Below are 19,777 nucleotides of genomic sequence, written 5' to 3'. Positions count from 1 at the left end.
CTCGACGTGGTTCCCGTCAGTCCGAACCCGGCGGCCCCGGCACCCGCCTCACCCAGCCGCGGACCGTACTCCTGGGCCATGACCCCGGCGAACACCCCTGTCTGGGTGCCGCGCAGGGAGTCCGGTGCGATCGCCGCCCGTTCCAGGGCCTCCCAGCACACTTCGAGGAAGGCACGCTGCTGCGGGTCCATCGCCAGCGCCTCGCGCGGCGATATCCCGAACAGCTCGGCGTCGAACTCCGCGGCGCCTTCGAGGAAGCCACCGTTGCGCACATAGGTGGTGCCCACGTGGTCCGGGTCGGGGTGGTAGAGGCCGTCGAGGTCCCAGCCGCGGTCGGCCGGGAAACCCGAGATCACATCGCGCTGCTCGGCGACGACCCGCCACAGCGCCTCCGGCGAGTCCACCCCACCGGGGAAACGGCACCCCATACCGACGATCACGATGGGGTCGTCCTGCTCCGAGCGGGCCTCGGGGGCCGCCGCCTCGTGCTGCGCGTCGGCGAGCAGCGCGGCCAGCTCGGTGGGGCTGGGGTGGTCGTACACCACCGTGGTGGGGAGCTTGCGCCCGGTGGCGGTGACGAGCCGGTCGCGCAGCTCGACGACCATCGCCGAGTCGATGCCCAGCTCCTTGAACGTCCGCCGCGGTGCGACCTCGGCGGCGGAGTCGTGGCCGAGCACGGCGGCGGTGTGCGCCCGTACCAGCTCCAGGGCGGCCGGACCGGTCAGCGAGCGGTTCGGCTCGGTCCGGTGTCCGTCCGCGGCGTCCTCCGGGAGCGCCGCCGCCTGCGGCGCCGGCGCGGTCCCCGCCGACGGCACCTCCCGGGCGCCGTCGGGCTGTCCGGAGATCCAGTGGCGGCGTCGCTGGAAGGCGTACGTCGGCAGCTCGGCGCGGGTGGTGCCGGCGGGCAGTACGGCGGACCAGTCCACGTCCGCGCCCTGGCAGAACGCCTCGCCGAACGCGAGCAGCAGGCGCTGCGTACCGCCCTCCCCACGGCGCAGTGTGCCCAGCGCGGCGACCGGCAGGTCCGCGGCCTCGGCGGTCTGCTGGACGGCGAGCGACAGCACGGGGTGCGGGCTCATCTCGATGAACAGCTCGTGCCCCGCGTCGAGCAGTGTCCGCACGGCGGGCGCGAACTGCACGGGTTCCCGCAGGTTGCGGTACCAGTAGTCGGCGTCCAGCTCGGAGCCGTCCAGCGCCTCGGTGGTCACGGTGGAGTGCAGTGGCACGTTCCCAGTGCGCGGAGCGATGCCGGCGATCTCGGACAGCAGCGTGTCGTGTACGACGTCGACGTGCGAGCTGTGCGAGGCGTAGGCGACCGGGACGCGCCGGGTGCGGACCCCCTCGCCGTAGTGGGCGGCCAGTGCGTCCAGGTCGGCCCCGTCACCGGCCACCACGGTCATGCCGGGCGAGTTGACGGCGGCCACGCTCAACCGCGGGTACGCGGCGAGGTCGTCGCGTACCCGGTCGGCGGGCAGCGACACGGTGAGCATGCCGCCACCGCGCTCGGCCAGCGCGCCGAGGGCGGTGCTGCGTACGGCGATCAGCAGGGCCGCGTCGTCCAGGGTGAGGGCGCCGCTGACGGTGGCGGCGGCGATCTCGCCCTGGGAGTGGCCGACGACCGCGGCCGGTTCGACACCTGCCGCCCGCCACAGTGCGGCCAGCCCGACCATCACGGCCCACAGAACGGGTTGCACGACGTCGTCGCGGTCGAGGGCGGGCGCGCCGGGGCGTTCGCGCAGCACATCGGTCAGCGACCAGTCGCGATACGGGCGCAGCGCGCGCTCGCAGTCCTCGATGACCTCGGCGAACGCGGGGACGGTGTCGAGGAGTTCCGCCGCCATGCCGGCCCACTGGGAGCCCTGGCCGGGGAAGACGAACACGGCCTCACGGCCGGCCCGGTGGGTGCTGCCCTCGACCGCGGCCGGGGTGACCCGGGCCTCGGCGACCGCGTCCAGGGCGGTCAGCAGGGCGTTGCGGTCGGAGCCGACCAGAACGGCCCGGTGGGAGAAGGCGGTGCGGTCGTGAGCGAGGGCCCGGGCGATCTCGGCGGCACCGGAATCCTGGTGCGCGGCGAGGTGTGTCCGCAGCCGGTCCGCCTGGGCGCGCAGCGCCTTGTCACCGCGTCCGGACAGCACCCAGGCGAGGGAATCGTATGCGACCGATTCCTTTGGCTGCTCTGGCTTGTTTCCGGCGGCCGCGGCGGCGTCTCCCTGCCACTCGCTGAGCACCAGATGACAGTTGGTGCCCCCCATGCCGACCGATGTCACACCCGCGACGAGCGGACCGTCGGTATTCCGCCACGGTCCGGTTTCGGTGACGGCGGCGAGCCGCAGCTCGTCGAACGGTATCTGCGGATTGGGAGTCCGGTAGTTCAAGGTCGGGACGAGTTCCCGCGCTTTGAGGCAGAGAATGGTCTTGATGAGTCCGGCTATGCCCGCGGCCCCCTCGAGGTGGCCGATGTTCGTCTTGACGGAGCCGACCCTGAGGGGGTTTCCGGGAGTGCGGGACGAGGCGAAAACAGCACCCAGGGCCGAGGCTTCTATGGGGTCGCCGACCCGGGTGCCCGATCCGTGGATTTCGACGTACTGGGCTTGTTCCAGCGGTATACGCGCGTTTTCCCAGGCGTCGCGTATGACGCGTTCCTGAGCACTTCCGCGGGGGGTGGGAAGGGTGTCGCTCGCGCCGTCGCTGCCGATGGCGCCCCCGTTCAGCAGGCAGTGGACGCGGTCCCCGTCGGCCAGGGCGCGGCTGAGGAGTTTGAGCGCCACCACACCGCCGCCCTCACCCCGGACGTAGCCGTTCGCCCGGGCATCGAGTGCGAAGCACCGGTGGTCGGGGGAGAGGCTGCCGAAGGCTGCCAGGGCGTGGGTGCTCTCCGGCGCGAGGTTGAGGTTGACACCGCCGGCCAGGGCCACGACGGACTCGCCGCGGCGCAGGCTCTCGCAGGCCAGTTGCACCGCCACCAGTGACGAGGACTGCGCGGTGTCGACCACCATGCTGGGGCCCTGCAGGCCGAGGACGTAGGAGACCCGGTTGGCGATGATGCCGCGGTGCAATCCGGTCACCGTGTGGGCGGAGGTGGCGCCGGGACCGGCCGCGTGGGTGAGGGTCGCGTAGTCGTCGGCGATCGCACCGACGAAGACGCCGGTGGCGGTGTCGGCGAGCGTGGCCGGGACGATGCCGGCGTCCTCCAGCGCCTCCCAGGCGAGTTCGAGCGCGAGCCGCTGCTGCGGGTCCGTCGCGGCGGCTTCGCGCGGGGATATGCCGAAGAACTCGGCGTCGAAGGTGTCGACGCGGGGCAGGAAACCGCCGGGGCGCGGCGATCCATCGCCTGAAGAGGCAAGATGTGCGCGATCCGCGGGTGGTTCCGCTATCGCGTCGCGGCCGTTCCTGAGGAGGTCCCAGAATTCTGCGGGGCTTGCTCCACCGGGAAAGCGGCAGGAAAGTCCGACGACGGCGACTGTCCGGTCGTCGACCTGATCGGGCGTCTGCTGCGACTGCCCATCCGAGGCCGACTGTTCCAGATTTTCCGCTGCACCGCCTGACGGGCTTCCTGCCGCACTGTCTGATGGCGGTGCTGCCACCTGAGTCCGGGCATGGCGGATCATGGTTCTCTTACTCCCCCCGCGAAGCACAATCAACGGCGCTGCCGACTCGGCGGCCCAGTCTGATTCGATTTGGAGCCTAGCATCGAGCCTGGCGCTCCGTAAACCAATGACCAAGGCATGGAGTTGGTATGCGAAATCAATAGGGCGGATAACGGGGGTGCCGGCATCCCTTGTAAGCGTCTTGTTAATAACGCGGAAACAGCGTGTACTCGCGGTGGGTTGTTGATCACGACCCCGTGGTCCGCGCCTTCGCGTTGCGGAACGTGGTGTCACGCGGTCGCTGCCGAAGCGTGCCCACCGTCCTCGGCGTTCGTGCCCGGGCCGGCGGTCGACCGACGCCTCCCCGCCCGGCGGCACCAGCCCACGAGATCGGTCGACAGGAGGGCGGGGGCCGAGCCGGGCCAGGAGGCCGGAGATCCGGGGCCGCGGCCGCGGAGGCACCGCCGGGGCGGGCGCTCGCGGGCCGTGGCCCGATCACCGGAAGACGGCCGGGGCCTGATGCTGTGCCGGTTCCTCCGCGGCCTTCTCGGCCGGGTGCGCCTTGGTCAGCGTGCAGACGCCGTCCACACACTCACGCTCCAGACGGCCGCGGGAGATGGTCTGCACCAGACCGACCATCCAGCAGGTGGGACAGCCGCGGAAGGCGACCAGGGCCAACGGTGCCGCCAGCAGGGCGGCCGGGCCGACGACGGGCACCATGGCGATCGAGCCGACGATCACTCCGAATCCGATGACGCCGCGCGCCAGATGGCGCGGGAGGGACTTGCTGGAGTAGTCCGGCCCGGACGCCGCGGTCTGCGCGGCCCGGCCCTTCGCGTCCTGTGCGGGCTTCATGGTGTTCACGGTCGTGAGTCTCCTCCGGCTGGTCGGTCGTTGGCTTGATCAGGTGCCTGGTCGGTCACGGCTAGCGAGTGACGCAGTGCCGCGCGCGCTCTGTGCAGCCGGGATTTCATCGCGGCGGTGCTCAGACCGAGCGAACGGGCAACGGTCTTGCCGGGCAGGCCCTGTACGTCCCGCATGATCAGGACCTGCCGCTGGTCACGGGGAAGGGCGCTGACTGCGGCCGCGATCCGCTCCACCTCCAGACTGTGCAGCACCGCCTCCTCGGCGGACGGTTCCGGTTCGGCCGATGCCTCGCTGCTCCGTGAGACGAGGAGCCGTACCTGCCGGAGGCATTCGTTCCGCACGATCCGGAACATCCATGAAGCGAGCGCGCCGGTGGCCCGCAGGGTGCCGATCTTCCGGTACAGGATGATCAGCGCCTCCTGCGCGGCGTCCTCCGCGTCCTGCGGCGAGGCGCACAGCGAGATGGCGAACTTGCGCACATGAGGCTGCGATTCCATGACGACGGTGGTGAGCGAAGTGACGTCGCCGTCCTGAGCGGCCTTGATCAGCCGCTCGTCCGGCCAGGAGAAGCGTTGGTTCATGTGCTACTCATACCCGTGTGGCGCCCCGCGCGCAGGGCGCTGGTCAGCCTCGGCTCTTGTAGCGCCGCATCAGGTGCCAGCTGCACGCGCCCACGAGCAGGGCTCCGATCACTACGAGGCCAGTGACCATCATTGGTTCTCCTCCTGGTTCTGTCGGCCCGTTCGGCCGGTACACAGACAAGAGACGAGAAGGTCCGGAAAGGATTCACCTTCCGCCGAAGTTTTTTCTCCGGACCGTGCGTGGCCCCGCTCGCGCAGCCGCGGCCGGCGGCCCGCGACACTTTGGGCCAACGCCGCGCCGTCACGACCTCCTGGAGCCCTGACCAGTGCCTTCCCACCCGACACCCGGGTCCGCTCGGAGGTCCGCTCGTCCCCCTGCCCCAGGTCGCACCGCGGCAACGGAACCTCCGCGCAGATCACCCCCGGCTCGATCGGCACCGCCGAGGGACCCGCCGGCCGGTTCACCGGTGACACCGGTCCGGAGGGCACGTCAGGGACGTCTCGGGATCGGGGAGGGAACATCCCCGATCCGTGCCCGGGGGGCCCGGGACGGATGGGCGATGGCCCTGGTGGACGGCCCGTCCTCGGCGCGCGAGTCCAGGCGGAGCCGGTGCGCGTCCTTCAGCAGGTGCGCGGCCGTGTCCCTGTGACCCCGGGCGAAGGCGATCTTGGCCGCCAGGCGGTGGGCGTAGCTGAGGGTGGCCGGATCTTCCGTCCCCGAGAGGCGTTCGAGTGCTTCATGAGCATGCCGGCCCGCCTCCGTCAGGTCGCCGGACTTCCGCAGGGCCTCGGCCGCGGTCATGTGCGCGTGCGCGGCGCCCTCCCTGTCGGCCTGGCCCTCCAGCAGTCCGGCGGCCTCCGCGGCCAGCTCGGCCGCGCGTGGCAGGTCTCCCGTGTACAGACGCAGGGCGGCCTCGCCCACCAAGCAGTCCGCGAGCAGCGGGTCACCGGCCTCCTCGAGGCAGGTGGCGGCTTCGTCCCGCAGGGCCAGTGCGTCCTCGGTCAGCCGGGCCGCCAGCGCCCGGTCGGCGAGCGTCATCAGCAGTCGGCCCCGGTGTCCCAGGCTGTCCGACGACGTCCGCAGGTCCCGGGCCCGTTCGTGGAGTTCCGTTGCCAGCTTCTCCCGCACCGCGGCTGCCGGCCCCCCTTCCGGCGGCCGCGGGCGACCGGTGCGGTCCGCTGCGCCCAGCTGGGCCAGGCAGCCTCGCGCCCGAGCCATGCCCATGCCGTCCCGTCGCACGGCCGCGTACTGGTGGGCGGCGTCCGTCTGCTCCCGCGCCTCCTCGAACCGGCCCTCCTCGCGCAGCGCGTCGGCCACCGCGCAGGTCAGTTCGGCCGCGAGGGCCCAGCCCTCGTTCCGCGCGCTGAGCGCCGCCGCCTTCAGCTCGGGCAGCGCGCCGGCCCGCCACCGCTTGCCGATGTCGTCGGGGCCGTCCCGCCGGGCGTTCCACAGACGCTCCCGCAGGTGCCGGTAGAGCCAGGTGCGCTGCAGCGGCTCCGCACCGGGCTTCGCGCGGCAGTAGGCGCGATAGAGATCGTGGAACGCGTAGCGGCCGTCCGTGCGCTGGAGGAGACCGGCGTCCACCAGTTCCTCCAGCATCAGACCGCAGATCCCGGAGGACATCCGGCTCAGCGCCGCAGCCGAGTGGCGGTCGAAGTCCGGCCCGGGGTGGCCCGCGCAGTCGCGCAGTACCCGCCGCTGCGGCTCGCTGAGCGTCTCGTACGCCAGCGTGAACGCGGCGCGCACGCGGTGGTCGTCGGAGCGCAGGTGCTGGAGCGGGTGGTCCGACTCCCGCATGGCCTCGAGCAACAGGTCCGGCGGGGTGCGGCGCAGGCGGGCGGCGACCGGACGCAGGGCGAACGGGAGACAGCTCAGCATCCTGGCGATCTCCGAGAGTTCGCGCTCGTGGCCGGTGAGTCCGCTCAGGTACTGCATCAGTTCCACGGCGTGCTCGACGGTGAGCGGACCGAGCCGGTAGCGGCGGACGGGGAGGGGGACGCCGGTGAGTGCCGAATGACTGGTCATCAGGACGAGTGCGTCGGGCCGGACGTCGGCGGCGTCGGGCAGCCAGTCGGGGGTCACCGCTTCGGTGAACCGTACGACCGGGAATCCGACGTGGGGAAACCCCGGGGTGCGGTGCACGAGGTGCCGCTGCAGCTCCGCGGCCAGTGCCGTCTTGCCCACGCCGGGCGGCCCGTGGACGAGAAGCACGCCAGGGCCCCGGGCGGCCTCCTCGGCCAGCTCCCGCAGCTCGCGGTCCCGGCCGATCAGCCGGTCGTGGGCGGACGGTACTCCGCGCCCGGGAACGTCGTCGGCCGGTTCCCGTACCGCGTGCGCCGGGTTGCGGAAGACGGCGATGCGTTCGCCCGAGTTGTGGGCGCCGAGCTGGGGGTGCTGAGGACGTTCACGGGTGCTCAGCACCCGCCGCAGTCCGGCGTGCAGGGTGCCGAAGTCGAGCACGGGTCCGGCGCCGGGAACGCCCTTGCGCACCAGGTCGAGCAGGGTGCCGGTGAAGGCTGACAGGGTGTCGCCCGGCGGCGACCAGGCGCGTTCGGTGGCGGCGCTGGAGGTGAGCACGCACACGCCGTCGATGTCGGCGACCTTGTTGAGCAGCGTCTCGGGATGGCTCATGCCGCCCTCGACGGCGGCTCCGCTGAAGCAGCAGTCGAGGATGACGGCGCACTTCAGACGCCGCTGCCGGTGCGCCGCCCGGACCTCGTCGCGGATGTGCGCGTACGGCAGGGACCGCCACATCTGGTGCTCGTTCGAGTCATGCAGGGCGAGGTGCAGTTCGGTGGGACGGTCGGGGTGCAGCAGTCCGTGTCCCGCGTAGTAGACCAGGAGGGTGTCGGTGGCCTCCCGCACCGCCGCGTCGATGGCCTGCATGACGGTCTCCGGGCCGGACCTGGGGCCGAGGACCCGGCAGTCCGACTCGGCCAGACCCCACACCGTCTCGTCGCACAGCGTCGCCTGCAGGGCCGCGACGTTCCGTTCGACGGCGGGCAGCTGGCTGAGCCCGCCGCCCGCGGCGTAGTCGTGGACACCGATGAGCACCGCCCGCGACGCGCCGCGATCGGAGAGCCGCGCCTTCATACCGTGCCCTGCCCCCGTCCCTGCTCCTGTCCCGGGTCTCGCTCCGGCTCCTGTCCCGGGTCTCGCTCCGGTTCCTGTCTCCGCTGCGCGTGCCGCTCCCGGAGAACCGCGAGCACGTCCTCGGCGGCACCTTCCAGCACCGTGCCGTCGTGCTCGGTGATCCGTACGACCGGCGGTCGGGTCCCCCGGGGGAAACGCCATGCCCCCACCGCGACCAGCAGGGCGAGCAGACCCGAGGCGCTGTCGACCACCGCGGTGACCGACTCGAGGGTGCCCATGGCACCCGCACCCGTCCCCGGGTGCGTCCGCGCCGTCCCCTTCTCGTCGCCGCCCGTTCCGATCCGGACGCCCGTCCCCGACACCCCGGGATCCCGCCGCAGCCAGCCTCTCAGCGCAGTGGCGCCCGCGGCGCCCTCCACCCGTACGTGCACCTCGGTCATCGACGCATCCCCCGTACCTGATCGGCTGTGCAAGGTCCCTGCAGACGACAATGATCCCAGCTTTGTCACCGGGGCAGGAGACATCCGCCGGACCTTCATCCTCCGGCGTTCCCCGAGGAGCCGGGGGAGCCGTCGGGGGCCGTGGCGGCCGCCGGTGGACCGGTGGTCGCCGGGGTGCCGGTCCGGGCGGAGTCGGGCTGTGGCGTGGGGGCGAACGCCGCGCGGTAGGCGGTGGGTGTCGTCCCGAGGGTGCGGCGGAAGTGCAGCCGGAGGTTGGACGGGCTGCCCAGACCGCATCGGTCGGCTATGTGGTCGACGGCGAGTCCGGTGCTCTCCAGCAGCTCCCGGGCGCGGTCGAGCCGGGCGGTGAGCAGCCACCGCAGGGGCGTCGTGCCGGTCTCGGTGACGAACCGCCGGGCGAAGGTCCGCGGCGCCATGTGCGCGTGCGCGGCGAGCAGTGGGACCGTCAGCGGTTCGTGCAGGCGGGTCAGGGCCCATGCCCGGGTGGGCGCGAGGGTGGCGCCGTACGTGTCGGGGGCCAGCGGCCGATTGATGTACTGCGCCTGCCCGCCGTCGCGGTGGGGAGCGGAGACCAGGGAGCGCGCCACCTGGTTCGCCGTCCGCGCGCCGAGGTCGCTGCGCACCAGGTGCAGGCACAGGTCGATGCCGGCGGCGACGCCCGCCGAGGTCAGCACCTGTCCCTCGTCCACATAGAGCACGCGCGGGTCCACCGACACCCTCGGGTACCGCGCGGCCAGTTCGTCGGCGTGCTTCCAGTGGGTGGTGGCTTCTCGGCCGTCCAGGATGCCGGCCGCGGCCAGCGCGAACGCCCCGGTGCAGATGGACACCAGCCGTCGGCCCCGGGCATGGGCGCCGGTCAGTGCGGCGAGCACGTCCGCCGGGAGCTCCTGCAGGTGCGGTTCGTACCCCGGGACCACCACGGTGTCCGCCTCGCCCACCGCCTCCAGTCCGGCCGTCACCGCCACGGCGAACCCCGCGGCGGTCGGGACCGATCCCGCCTTCCGTCCGCACAGGGTCAGCTCGTAGGTGTCACCGGGCACGGCGATGAAGACCTGGGCCGGGATGCCCAGGTCGAGGGGGAGCACGCCGTCCATGACCAGCACCGCCACTCGGTGCGGTGCGCAGGGGGTGGCAGTTTCCTCTCGCATGCAGGCAAGTCTGCCACTGTCGCGGGCAGTTGGCGCAGCCCATCATCGATTTCATGAACGACGAGGTGATCACCGGCGTCCGTATCCGCCGGCATCGACAGCGCCCTGTGGCTCGTCGGCCGGCCGCGCGGGCGCGAACACGCCCGCGCCGTGCGCCCCGTACGACCCGGCACCCCCGTACCTGGCGGACGAACCCCTCCGCACCCCCTGATCCGACCGAGAAGTGGAGTACCGACCGAGATGAACCGCCGCACCCTCCTGCACGCCACCACCGCGCTCGGCGCCGCGACGCTGACCGCCGGCACCGCCACCCGGGCCGACGCCGCGACCGCCGCGTCTCCCGGGCGCAAGCGTCCCTCACGCGTACACGTCGTCCTGTTCGACGGTGTGGAGGAACTCGACTTCACCGCCCCGTACGAGGTGTTCGCCGCCTCCGGCTACTTCGCCGACCGGGAGGTGCAGGTCCGCTACGTCACGCTCGACGGTCCTCGCACCGTCGAGGCCGCCTATGGCACCAGGCTGCGCGTCGACCACGGGTGGGCGCCCGAGGAGGCCGACCTCCTCGTCGTCCCCGGCGGCGGGTACGCCCGCCGTGAGGACCCCGGCGTGTGGGCGGAGATCCGGCGGGGCTCCCTGCCCCGGGCCCTGGCCGCCGCGGCCCGACCGGGCCTGACCGTCGGCGCGCTCTGCACGGGCGTCATGCTGCTCTCCGCCGCCGGGCTGACCACGGGGCGCCCCTGCACCACCCATCACCGGGCGCGGGCCGACCTGGAGCGGCAGGGCGGCGTGCTGAAGAACGCCCGCGTGGTCGACGACGGCGACCTGGTCACCGCCGGCGGGGTGACCTCCGGGCTGGACCTCGCCCTGTGGCTGGTGCGCCGGGAACTCGGCGCGGACGCCGCGGTCGGTCTGGAGGAGATGCTGGAGTACGAGGCCCGCGGCACGGTGTGGACAGCGCGGAACAGCCGGTGAGCGCAGACGCGCCGACATCCGCTCCACACCCCCCCGCACGAGCCCGCGCGTGAACCCGATGGCGACGGCCGTCGGCGAGGAGCTCCCGGTCGGGGCAGCGGCGCCGTGCGGCGGAAGGGGGCGAAGGCGCACCGCCGCGCGGGCCGAGGACGTGCGGCCGGGCGACACGCCGACGCGGACTTCACGATGCGGCCACCGTTATGTCATGGACGTGTCCCGGGCGCGATCAAGACGGAACGGGGCAACCGCACCGACTGTCTGAGAGGGCGGAAAAGCCACGCGGGCGATCAGTCGCCCAGCCCTCCATCGCCTGCCGCTCCTCAGGAGCGACAGCCCCACGCAGAGGAATGAGACACCAGCATGCGCACTCGGAAGATCTCGGTACTGACCATGACCGCGGTGGCCCTCGGCCTGGCACTGACGGCATGCAACGACGGCAGCGCCGACACCGCGTCCTCCTCCGCCAGTAGCTCATCGGCGGTCGCGAGCACCCCGCAGTCCGACACCGCGGAGGGCACGTCGTCGGACGCGCCCGCCCGGTCCGGTACGAAGTGTACGGACCAGCTCGACTACGCGGGCGATGCGCGCTCCAACGCCGAGATCAACTCCGTCGGTGAGGACACGGGTACGTGTCCTCCGGTCGAGAAGTCGGAGGGGGCGTCGGGTACGCCGAAGGAGTCCGGTACGAAGTGCACGGATCAGCTCGACTACGCGGGCGATGCGCGCTCCAACGCCGAGATCAACTCCGTCGGTGAGGACACGGGTACGTGTCCTCCGGTCGAGAAGTCGGAGGGGGCGTCGGGTACGCCGAAGGAGTCCGGTACGAAGTGCACGGATCAGCTCGACTACGCGGGCGATGCGCGCTCCAACGCCGAGATCAACTCCATCGGCGAGGACACCGGCACGTGCCCGCCGGTCAAGCAGAAGTGAAGTGACGGCCGTCCCTCTTCCCGTCGGGTGGGCAGCCGTCACCTCACGCACGCGCACCGGCCCCCGCCTCGGCAGCCCTCGCAGAGCCCCCGTGCTGGTGGTGTGGGCGACCGGGCAGTGGGCGGTCAGGGCCGCCGAGGAGCCGACGTCCACGAGGGACGCGCCGGTGGGCATGAGCGGCGCGAGGTGCTGGATGCCGAGGAGTGGGCCGGTGACGTCGACGGCGTGGACGCGCGCCATGTCCTCGGCGCGGACAGGGCCGCGGCCTCGGCGGCGCCCCGGCCCCGGGCGGCGCCGGTCACGACGACGGCCTTGCCGAGCAGCCTCTGGGGGTGGTGCGGGTCTCGCGGGCCGCTCACGGCCGCTCCCGGTCGCGCCGCCGGCCGGCCGGGAGCGGTACGGGCTCGGCACCGGGGACGACGGTGTTCGTCAGCGTGCCGATGCCCTCGACGGTGAGGGCGACGGTGTCGCCGGGCTTGAGCGGTGGCGGGTCCAGCTCGCCGCGCAGGCCCCACAGTTCGGCGAGGCAGCCGCCGTTGCCGCAGGTGCCGGAGCCGAGGACGTCGCCGGCAACGACCCGGGTGCCGCGCGAGGCGTAGGCGGTCATCTCCTCGAAGGTCCAGCTCATGTTGGACAGCAGGTCCTCGCCGACCCTCTCGCCGTTGACCTCGGCGGTCAGGGCCAGGCGCAGGAACCCGTCGGTGTCCCGGTACGGCTCCAGTTCGTCGGCGGTGACGAGGTACGGGCCGAGGGTGGTGGCGGTGTCCTTGCCCTTGCACGGGCCGAGGCCGACCTTCATCTCGGCGCCCTGCAGATCGCGCGCCGACCAGTCGTTGAACACGGTGTAGCCGACGATGTGGTCGCGGGCCCGCTCGGGCGTGAGGTCCCGGCCCTCCCGCCCGATCACCGCGCCCACCTCCAGCTCGAAGTCCAGAACGGACGAGCCGGGCGGCACGGGGATGTCGTCCTGGTCGCCGTGGACCGCGTGCGGGTTGGTGAAGTAGAAGGCCGGCGCCGCGTACCACTGCTCGGGAACGCCGGCGACGCCGTCGACCCAGCGGCGTACGCCTTCGACGTGCTCCTCGAAGGTGACGAAGTCCCGTACGGACGTGGGCCGGAGCGGGGGGAGCAGCCGTACCTCGGACACGTGCGGACCGGGCGGAACACCCAGCGCCTGCCGGCCGGCGGCGAGCAGCCCGGGCAGGCCGTCGGTCTCCGTCAGCAGGGCGGACAGGGCGGAGACACCCGGTAGCGGGTACAGGGTGCCGTCGTCCTCCACGACGGCCGCCCGGTGGCGCTGGTGGTGTTCGTAGGCGGCGAAACGCATGGTGTGGCTCCAGGGGGAGGATCGGTCGGTCGAGCGGGATGCGCGTGAGGCCGTGGCCCACGGTGGTACGGCCGCGACAGCCCGCCGCGGGCCCGGGCGGCGGCCTCGGCGTGCACCTCGCGCATGCGGCGGCAGGGAGAGCCGCGTCCGCGGATACCGCGGAGGAGGGCAGGCCGGGGCCGGGGACGCGGCGGTGTGCGTCAGGGCGTGAACAGCACGGCCGCGTCCCCGGGGCGGACGGGCCGGCTCAGACCGGCGGGGCGACGAAGACGCCGCGGTCGGGGTCGTTGAAGGACTCCTTGGCGACCAGTTCGTTCATGGGGTTGGCGGTGCCCCACTGGTCGGTGACCTCGGGCTGGGAGAAGTCGTAGACGTGCGGGTGCCAGGTGTCCTCGTCCAGGCACTCCAGTTCGGTGGTGTACTCGACGGTGTTGCCGTGCGGGTCGAGGAAGTAGGTGAAGGTGTTGTCCCCGGCCATGTGCCGGCCGGGGCCCCAGATCTTCTTGAAGCCCGCGCGGATGACCCGGCCCGAGCCGCGCATGTACTCGTCGAGGCCGCGCATCTCGAAGGAGACGTGGTGCAGGGCGGTGTGCGGCCCCTGGGCGATGGCCATCGAGTGGTGCCGGCTGCTGATCCGCATGAAGTGCATGACCTCGCCCATGTGGGGCGAGCTGAGCGTGTCGGAGAGGGCGAAGCCGAGGTGGCGCTCGTACCACTCGCGGGTGCGGTTCAGATCGGGGGAGTTGAGGACGACGTGGGAGAGCTTGACCGGGATGGACTCCTTCTCCTCGATCCGGCGGTGCCGGCGCACCTCGACGTCGGCGGAGACCTCGATGGTGCGCCCGTCCACGTCGAAGAACCGGAAGCCGTAGCCGCCGCCGGGCGTGTCCACCTTCCCCGGCCTGGAGATCAGCTGGACGCCGCCCGCGAGCAGCCGCTCGGCGAGGGTGTCGACGTCGGCGGCGGAGGCGGCGCCGTAGGAGACGAGGTCGAGGCGCTTCTCGTCCGCCTTGCGCAGCCGCACGACGTACTGCTCCGGGGAGCCCTCGGCGGCCAGGAAGGAGATTCCGGAGTCCTCGGCGACCTTTGTCAGGCCCCAGACACCGGCGTAGAAGTCGAGTTGCTTGCCGTAGTCGGGCACGGCGAGGTCGACGTGACGCAGGTGGGTGAGCAGGCGTGCGCTCATGGGTTCCTCCTCAGACGAGGGTGAGGTCGAGCAGGGCGGCGGCGTTCGCACCGCGTACGGCGGCGGTGTCGGCCTCGGACAGGCGTGCGGCGCGCAGGGCGCCGACCGGGTCCCCGGTCCCCATGTCGAAGGGGAAGTCGGAGCCGAGCAGCACCCGGTCGGCGCCGGCGACGCGGACCAGTTCCCGCAGGACGTGTGGGTCGTGGACGAGGGAGTCGAAGTACAGCCGCTTGAGGTAGCTGCTGGGCGGGTGCGCGCAGCCGGCGCTCGCGTCGGGGCGGGCCGACCAGGCGTGGTCGGAGCGGCCGATGTGGGTGGGCAGGTAGCCGCCGCCGTGCGCGGCGATCAGCTTCAGGCCGGGGTGGCGGTCGAGCACGCCGGAGAAGACGAGGTGCGAGAGGGCGACGGCATTCTCGGTGGGCTGGCCGACGGTGTTGGACAGGTACCACTGGTCCAGGCGCTCGTCCAGCGTGCACCCGAAGGGGTGCAGGAAGAGGATCGCGCCGGTCTCCTCGGCCCGGGTCCAGAAGGGCTCGTAGGCCGGGTCGGAGAGTTCCCGCCCGGGCGCGTGACTGGAGATCTCCACCCCGGCCAGGCCCTGCTCCAGGGCGTGGTCCAGGGCGTGCACCATGAGGTGAGGGTGCTGGAGCGGTACGAGACCGAGCCCGCGCAGCCGGTCGGGCGCCTGCGCGCAGTGCGCCGCCGTGGCCTCGCCCGCGAGCCGGCACAGCTTCTCGGCACTCTCCTCGTCCGCCCAGTAGTGGTAGTGCGACGGCGAGGGACTGACCAGCTGGACGTCCACGCCCTGCGCGTCCATCGCGGCCAGGCGCACGGTGACATCGGTCATCCGGGGGACGCGTTCCCGGAGCATCGGCCCGCTGACCGCGAGTGCGGCGGGCCCGTTGCGCCGGGCGTCCAGCTCCTTGGCCCCGGCATGGCCGGGCAGGCCGGCCACGAGTGACTCGACCTCGGGGAGCAGGACGTGTGCGTGCACGTCGATGGTGGGCTGGTTCACGGCAGTTCCCTGAGCATCGTCATGGTGCCGGCCATCAGGCCGGGTACGTCGGCGTCCCGGACCCCGTCGAGCTGCCACCGCCCGATCTGCACCGACGCCTCGACGACCGGCCGGACGCGGGCGATCCGCCGCTCGTAGTACGCCTGGAACAGCGCGTCGTCCCAGGCGTCGGCCCCGGTGAGCATCTGGGCCAGCACCCAGGCGTCCTCCAGGGACAGGGCGGCGCCCTGGGCGAGGGTGGGCGGGCAGCAGTGGGCGGCGTCGCCCACGAGGACGACCCGGCCGCGGTGCCAGGAGCCCTCGACGAGCATCCGGTCGAACCAGGCGTAGTTGACCTTCGCCGGGTCGGTGATGTGCTCGGTGATCTCCGGCCAGTGGCCGCCGTAGGAGGAGGCCAGGCGCCGCATCTCGTCGGCGTACGAATCGAGCGGTAGGGAGGCGCGGTCGCGGCTGGCCTCGACGACGTACGCGTACAGGGTGTTCTCGCTGGTGGGGCAGTACCCGGCGATGTAGGCCGGGCCGCCGTAGGCGAGGTCGGTGCGGGTCACACCGGCAGGGCGGGGGGCCGTGACGCGCCAGATGGCCATGCCCGTCGGCTCGGGTCTCGCCGTGATGCCGATCGCGGCCCGGGTCGTGGAGCCGAGGCCGTCGGCGGCGACCACCAGGTCGTAGCGGTGCTCAGAGCCGTCGGAGAGCCGGACCCGGACACCGTCGGGGTCCTGGCCGAGGATCTCGGCGGTGGTGCCCAGGCGGACCGAAGCGCCACTGGCACGCACCGCCTCGATGAGGATCTGCTGGAGCCGCGGGCGCTGCATGCCGACGGTGGCGGGCAGGTCGTCGCCGCCGGTGCCCAGGTCGTCCTGGGCGTGCAGGACGGTGCCGTCGGGGGCGGTGATGCCGACCGAGCCGAAGCCGAAGCCGGACGCCTCCACCCGCTCCCAGACGCCGAGTTCGCGCAGCACGCGCAGGGCGTTGCCCTGGAGGGTGATGCCGGAGCCGGCGGTGGCGTTCCAGTCGTCCTTGGCCTCGATCAGGTCGACGGTGAGACCGGCGCGGCGCAGCAGGACCGTCACGGCGTTGCCGGCCGCACCTCCGCCGATCACCAGGACCGTACGGGCTTTGCTCATGGGGAACTCCCTTGTTCCGCTGATTACTTGACGGCGACCGGGTTGACGGGCGAGCCGACCGCGCCGGTGATGGGCAGGGGTGCGGCGGTGAGCCAGAAGGCGTACGCGCCGTCGGCCGCGCAGTCCTCGGCGAGCGCGTCCAGGTCCCACATCTCGCCGATCAGCAGGCCGAGGTGCGGGATGGCGACCTGGTGCAGCGGCTGGAAGGCGTGCGCGAACTCGTTCGGGCGGACCTCGAAGCCCCAGGTGTCGGTGGCGATCGCGGCGATCTCGGTGCCGTGCAGCCAGCCGGCCGCGGTGAACGACAGTCCGGGTGCGGGGCCGCCCGCGTACGCGCCCCACCCGTCGCGGCGGACCCGGGCGAGCTGCCCGGTGCGCACCACGACGATGTCGCCGCGTCCGACGCTCACACCGTGGGCCTCGGCGGTCGCGGTCAGGTGCTCCTCGGTGATCGCGAACCCGTCCGGCAGCTCACCGTCCGCGCCGATCACCCGTCCGACGTCCAGCAGCACCCCGCGTCCGGCGACGTGCGGGGCCATGTGCTCGATGCCGGTGACCAGGTCGCCGTCGGAGGTGACGACCTTCTCCGCCGGGCGGCCGTTCCACGCCGTGCCGTGGTCGAAGATGTGGCCGAGCCCGTCCCACTGGGTGGAGCACTGCAACGGCATCGCGATCACGTCGTCGGCGCCGCCGATGCCGTGCGGCAGCCCCTGGTTGCCGAGGGCCGCGTCCGTGCCGGTGTCGAGCATGGTGTGCACCGGGTTGGTGCGCCGCCGCCAGCCCTTCTGCGGGCCGTTGATGTCGAAGCGCTGGGAGAGGGAGAAGCTCACGCCCTTCCGGACCAGGGCGGCACCCTCCCGGCGCTTGGCCTCGTCGAGGAAGTTGAGGGTGCCGAGGACGTCGTCCTCGCCCCAGCGGCCCCAGTTGGAGTACGCCTTCGCGGCCTTCGCTATCGCGCCCTCGGGGTCGGTGCGGTCCAGGGTCACCGCGCCTCCTGTGCGACGCAGCGGGTGCGCTGGGCGCCGAGACCGGTGATGGCGGCGTCCATGACGTCGCCGTCGCGCAGCAGCCTGCCCCAGTGCATGCCGTTGCCGGCCGGGCTGCCGGTCAGCACCAGGTCGCCGGGCAGGAGACGGGCGGTCTGCGAGGCGTAGGACACCATGCGCGCCACGTCGAAGATCATGTCCTTGGTGGACTCGTCCTGCATCGTCTCGCCGTTCAGCTTCAGCGTCAGCAGCAGGTCGTCCGTGTCCGCGAGCGACTCGGCGGGCACGATCCACGGGCCGAGCGGAGTGAAGCCGGGCGCGTTCTTGCTGCGCAGCCAGTCGGTGCCGATCTGCGGCATGTCCCGGCGGAAGACGGTGGCGCGGTCGGTCAGGTCGTTGGCGATCGTGTAGCCGGCGACGTGGTCCAGCGCGTCCTCGACGGAGACCCGGTGGGCCGGCCGGCCGATCACCGCCGCCAACTCCAGCTCCCAGTCCGGCTTCTCGGCCCAGGAGGGGAGCACGACGTCGTCGTACGGGCCGGTGATCGCGCTCGGCAGGCCGATGAACACGTACGGCAGGTCCTCCGCCGCCCGCCGGTCCATGATCTCCGCCGCCTCCGCCCGCCGTTCCTCCTCGGGCCGGTCGTCACCCGGGGCGCGGTGCGCGACGTGCAGGTCGATCACGTGCTGCCGGTAGTTCGCGCCGGACTGGAACACCTGGCGCGGCTCGACCGGTGCGTGCACCCGGAACTTCGCGAGCGGCTCACGGGCCCGGCCGGCGTCGCCGGCCAGCGCCCGCAGCCGCGGCAGTGCCGTCTGCCAGTCCTCCAGCAGTGTCCGGGTGGTCAGCCGCTCGTCGTCGAAGGCGACGCGCAGGTCGAGCACCTGGGCGTCGGCGGTGACGAGGGCGGGGAAGGCCGGCCCGTCCTGGGCCGACAGCGTGCCGAGGGCGAAGGGGCCGGTGAACGGCGCGGACGCGGGTGCGGGTTTCACGTACATGTCCTCCTGATGGCGATGGCACTAATCTGGACCCCCATCATCGATCAGGGAAATAGATTCTGTGGATGACCGTCATCCATGGCACGAATTCCCCCTGGTCGGCTCTGTTCAGCGTCGTTCAGCCAAGGGAAGAGCCGTGCATCTGAGTCGCCTGGACCTCAATCTCGTCGTCGCCCTGCGCGCCCTGCTGGAGGAGCGCAACGTCACCCGCGCCGGGCAGCGCATCGGCCTGAGCCAGCCCGCGACGAGCGCCGCCCTGGCCAGGCTGCGCCGGCACTTCGACGACGACCTGCTCGCCCGTGTCGGCGGCCACTACGAGCTCACCGCACTCGGCCAGGTCCTCCTCGACCGCACCGCCAACGCGTACGACGTGCTGGAACGTCTCTTCGCCAGCCAGGCCGACTTCGACCCCGCCGAGGAGAGCCGCGAGTTCGAACTCGTCGCGTCCGACTACGCCGTCGCCGTCTTCGGTACCGAACTCGCCCGTGTCGTGCACGAGGAGGCACCCGGCATCCGGCTGCGCTTCGCGCAGACCCCGCCCACGGTGGTGGACGCCACGGACACGCTGCTGAGCACGACCGACGGCCTGCTGATGCCGCACGGCGTCATCAGTGACTTCCCCGCCACCGACCTCTACGAGGACCGCTGGGTCTTCCTCGTCGCCGACGACCACCCCAGCGTCGACGACCGGCTCACCCGCCACGACCTCGCCCGGCTGCCGTGGGTCACCTACCAGCGCACCTACGACGCCCCCGCCGTGCGCCAACTCGGCATGCTCGGCATCGAACCCCGGGTCGAGGTCTCCGTCGACAGCTTCCAGCTGCTGCCCCTGCTGGTGGCCGGCACCCGGCGCATCGCCCTGATCCAGGCCCGCCTCGCCCGGCTGATGGAGCCGCTCGCCGCCGTGCGGGCCGTGGAGCCGCCGTACGAGGCGGTGCCGCTGCGGGAGGCGATGTGGTGGCACCCCGTCCACACGCACGACGCGGCCCACATCTGGCTGCGGGAGACCGCCGCGCGAGTCGGCAGGCGTATGGCGGCGGACGAGACCCGGGTCGCCACCTGATGCGCGCGTTCCGGCGCACGCGGCACCGCCGCAGGGAGGCATCCACGGGATGGATCACGAGCATCCGGAACGCGGATCATCGCGGCGCTGAGGCACCGGAGGCGTGCGGGCACGCCGATGCGGCGGCCCGGGCGAGCGGGCCGCCGTACCGGTGCCGCGGGTGTCAGCCGCGGTCGATGACGAACTGCGAGCCGGGCTCGACGCAGATGTCACTCTCCGCCGAGTCGGTGATGGTCACGTCCGTGAGCGTGGCGCTGCCCCGGGCACCGCTCATGGCGAGGATGCCGCAGCCGTTGACCGACGTGTCGATGCGGACGCCGGTGACCTTCACGTCCGGTATCGAGCCGCCGCCGGTCTTGAACGGGTCTGTCAAACGAGCGGTGTAACTGGAGGGGTTGGGACTACTGGCGGGCTGCCGACAGGCGGCCGTCGAAG

The 19,777-nt window shown here is 72.5% G+C and carries 15 protein-coding genes and 2 pseudogenes; 4 read left to right on the top strand and 13 right to left on the bottom strand.

Annotated elements, in window-relative coordinates; genetic code table 11:
• The 6 genes from ACP4IX_RS35125 to ACP4IX_RS35100 form a co-directional block, all read right to left on the bottom strand.
• Positions 1-3,608, bottom strand: a 3,608-nt coding sequence (locus tag ACP4IX_RS35125) for a type I polyketide synthase (protein ID WP_426558616.1), incomplete at its 3' end; no start/stop codon positions are given.
• Positions 3,609-4,082: 474 nt separating this feature from the next.
• Positions 4,083-4,442 (bottom strand): hypothetical protein, encoded by a 360-nt coding sequence (locus tag ACP4IX_RS35120; RefSeq protein WP_426526911.1) that lies wholly within the window; start codon positions 4,440-4,442, stop codon positions 4,083-4,085.
• Positions 4,443-4,447: 5 nt separating this feature from the next.
• Positions 4,448-5,035: an RNA polymerase sigma factor gene (locus ACP4IX_RS35115; RefSeq protein ID WP_426526901.1), complete on the bottom strand. Its 588-nt coding sequence runs from the start codon at positions 5,033-5,035 to the stop codon at positions 4,448-4,450.
• 490 nt (positions 5,036-5,525) lie between these two features.
• On the bottom strand, positions 5,526-8,129 hold the full coding sequence (locus tag ACP4IX_RS35110) for a caspase, EACC1-associated type (protein ID WP_426558614.1): 2,604 nt from the start codon (positions 8,127-8,129) through the stop codon (positions 5,526-5,528).
• Entirely contained in the window at positions 8,126-8,569 is a 444-nt protein-coding gene (locus ACP4IX_RS35105) for an effector-associated constant component EACC1 (protein WP_426558612.1), read from the bottom strand. Before ACP4IX_RS35105 ends, ACP4IX_RS35110 begins: the two co-directional genes overlap by 4 nt.
• A 95-nt stretch (positions 8,570-8,664) precedes the next feature.
• A complete protein-coding gene (locus ACP4IX_RS35100; RefSeq protein ID WP_426558611.1) occupies positions 8,665-9,738 on the bottom strand; it encodes a GlxA family transcriptional regulator in 1,074 nt (357 codons plus the stop codon).
• An 81-nt stretch (positions 9,739-9,819) separates the two neighbouring features.
• On the opposite strand from ACP4IX_RS35100, the pseudogene ACP4IX_RS35095 reads away from it, so the two are divergent.
• The 3 genes and pseudogenes from ACP4IX_RS35095 to ACP4IX_RS35085 all read left to right on the top strand — a co-directional run.
• Positions 9,820-9,949 (top strand): annotated as a pseudogene (locus ACP4IX_RS35095) (DJ-1/PfpI family protein); the annotation flags it as partial.
• 29 nt (positions 9,950-9,978) lie between these two features.
• Positions 9,979-10,710: a DJ-1/PfpI family protein gene (locus tag ACP4IX_RS35090; RefSeq protein WP_426558609.1), complete on the top strand. Its 732-nt coding sequence runs from the start codon at positions 9,979-9,981 to the stop codon at positions 10,708-10,710.
• A 360-nt stretch (positions 10,711-11,070) separates the two neighbouring features.
• Positions 11,071-11,640 carry a hypothetical protein gene (locus tag ACP4IX_RS35085; RefSeq protein WP_426558607.1) on the top strand — a complete coding sequence of 190 codons (570 nt, stop codon included), beginning with the start codon at positions 11,071-11,073 and terminating at the stop codon, positions 11,638-11,640.
• Between the two features lie 355 nt (positions 11,641-11,995).
• On the opposite strand, the gene ACP4IX_RS35080 is transcribed toward ACP4IX_RS35085, so the two are convergent.
• From ACP4IX_RS35080 to ACP4IX_RS35055, 6 genes are all read right to left on the bottom strand, one after another.
• Positions 11,996-12,967 (bottom strand): fumarylacetoacetate hydrolase family protein, encoded by a 972-nt coding sequence (locus ACP4IX_RS35080; RefSeq protein WP_426558605.1) that lies wholly within the window; start codon positions 12,965-12,967, stop codon positions 11,996-11,998.
• Between the two features lie 247 nt (positions 12,968-13,214).
• Positions 13,215-14,153, bottom strand: a complete 939-nt coding sequence (locus ACP4IX_RS35075; protein WP_426525187.1) for a VOC family protein — start codon at positions 14,151-14,153, stop codon at positions 13,215-13,217.
• Between the two features lie 10 nt (positions 14,154-14,163).
• Complete coding sequence (locus tag ACP4IX_RS35070) at positions 14,164-15,168, bottom strand: amidohydrolase family protein (protein ID WP_426525189.1); 1,005 nt, start codon at positions 15,166-15,168, stop codon at positions 14,164-14,166.
• Entirely contained in the window at positions 15,165-16,295 is a 1,131-nt protein-coding gene (locus tag ACP4IX_RS35065; protein ID WP_426558603.1) for an FAD-dependent oxidoreductase, read from the bottom strand. The genes ACP4IX_RS35070 and ACP4IX_RS35065 overlap by 4 nt, the downstream gene beginning before the upstream one ends.
• 23 nt (positions 16,296-16,318) lie before the next feature.
• Positions 16,319-17,281: a cyclase family protein gene (locus ACP4IX_RS35060; protein ID WP_426525193.1), complete on the bottom strand. Its 963-nt coding sequence runs from the start codon at positions 17,279-17,281 to the stop codon at positions 16,319-16,321.
• Entirely contained in the window at positions 17,278-18,279 is a 1,002-nt protein-coding gene (locus tag ACP4IX_RS35055; protein WP_426558602.1) for a fumarylacetoacetate hydrolase family protein, read from the bottom strand. Before ACP4IX_RS35055 ends, ACP4IX_RS35060 begins: the two co-directional genes overlap by 4 nt.
• Positions 18,280-18,415: 136 nt before the next feature.
• On the opposite strand from ACP4IX_RS35055, the gene ACP4IX_RS35050 reads away from it, so the two are divergent.
• Positions 18,416-19,342 (top strand): LysR family transcriptional regulator, encoded by a 927-nt coding sequence (locus ACP4IX_RS35050; protein ID WP_426525197.1) that lies wholly within the window; start codon positions 18,416-18,418, stop codon positions 19,340-19,342.
• A 163-nt stretch (positions 19,343-19,505) separates the two neighbouring features.
• On the opposite strand, the pseudogene ACP4IX_RS35045 reads toward ACP4IX_RS35050, so the two are convergent.
• Positions 19,506-19,703: pseudogene (locus tag ACP4IX_RS35045) on the bottom strand (hypothetical protein); the annotation flags it as partial.
• Positions 19,704-19,777 lie beyond the last annotated feature (74 nt).

The sequence above is a fragment of the Streptomyces sp. WG5 genome (assembly GCF_049974565.1).
Classification (GTDB): Bacteria; Actinomycetota; Actinomycetes; order Streptomycetales; family Streptomycetaceae; genus Streptomyces.
This window is presented reverse-complemented; position numbering and strand designations above follow the sequence as displayed.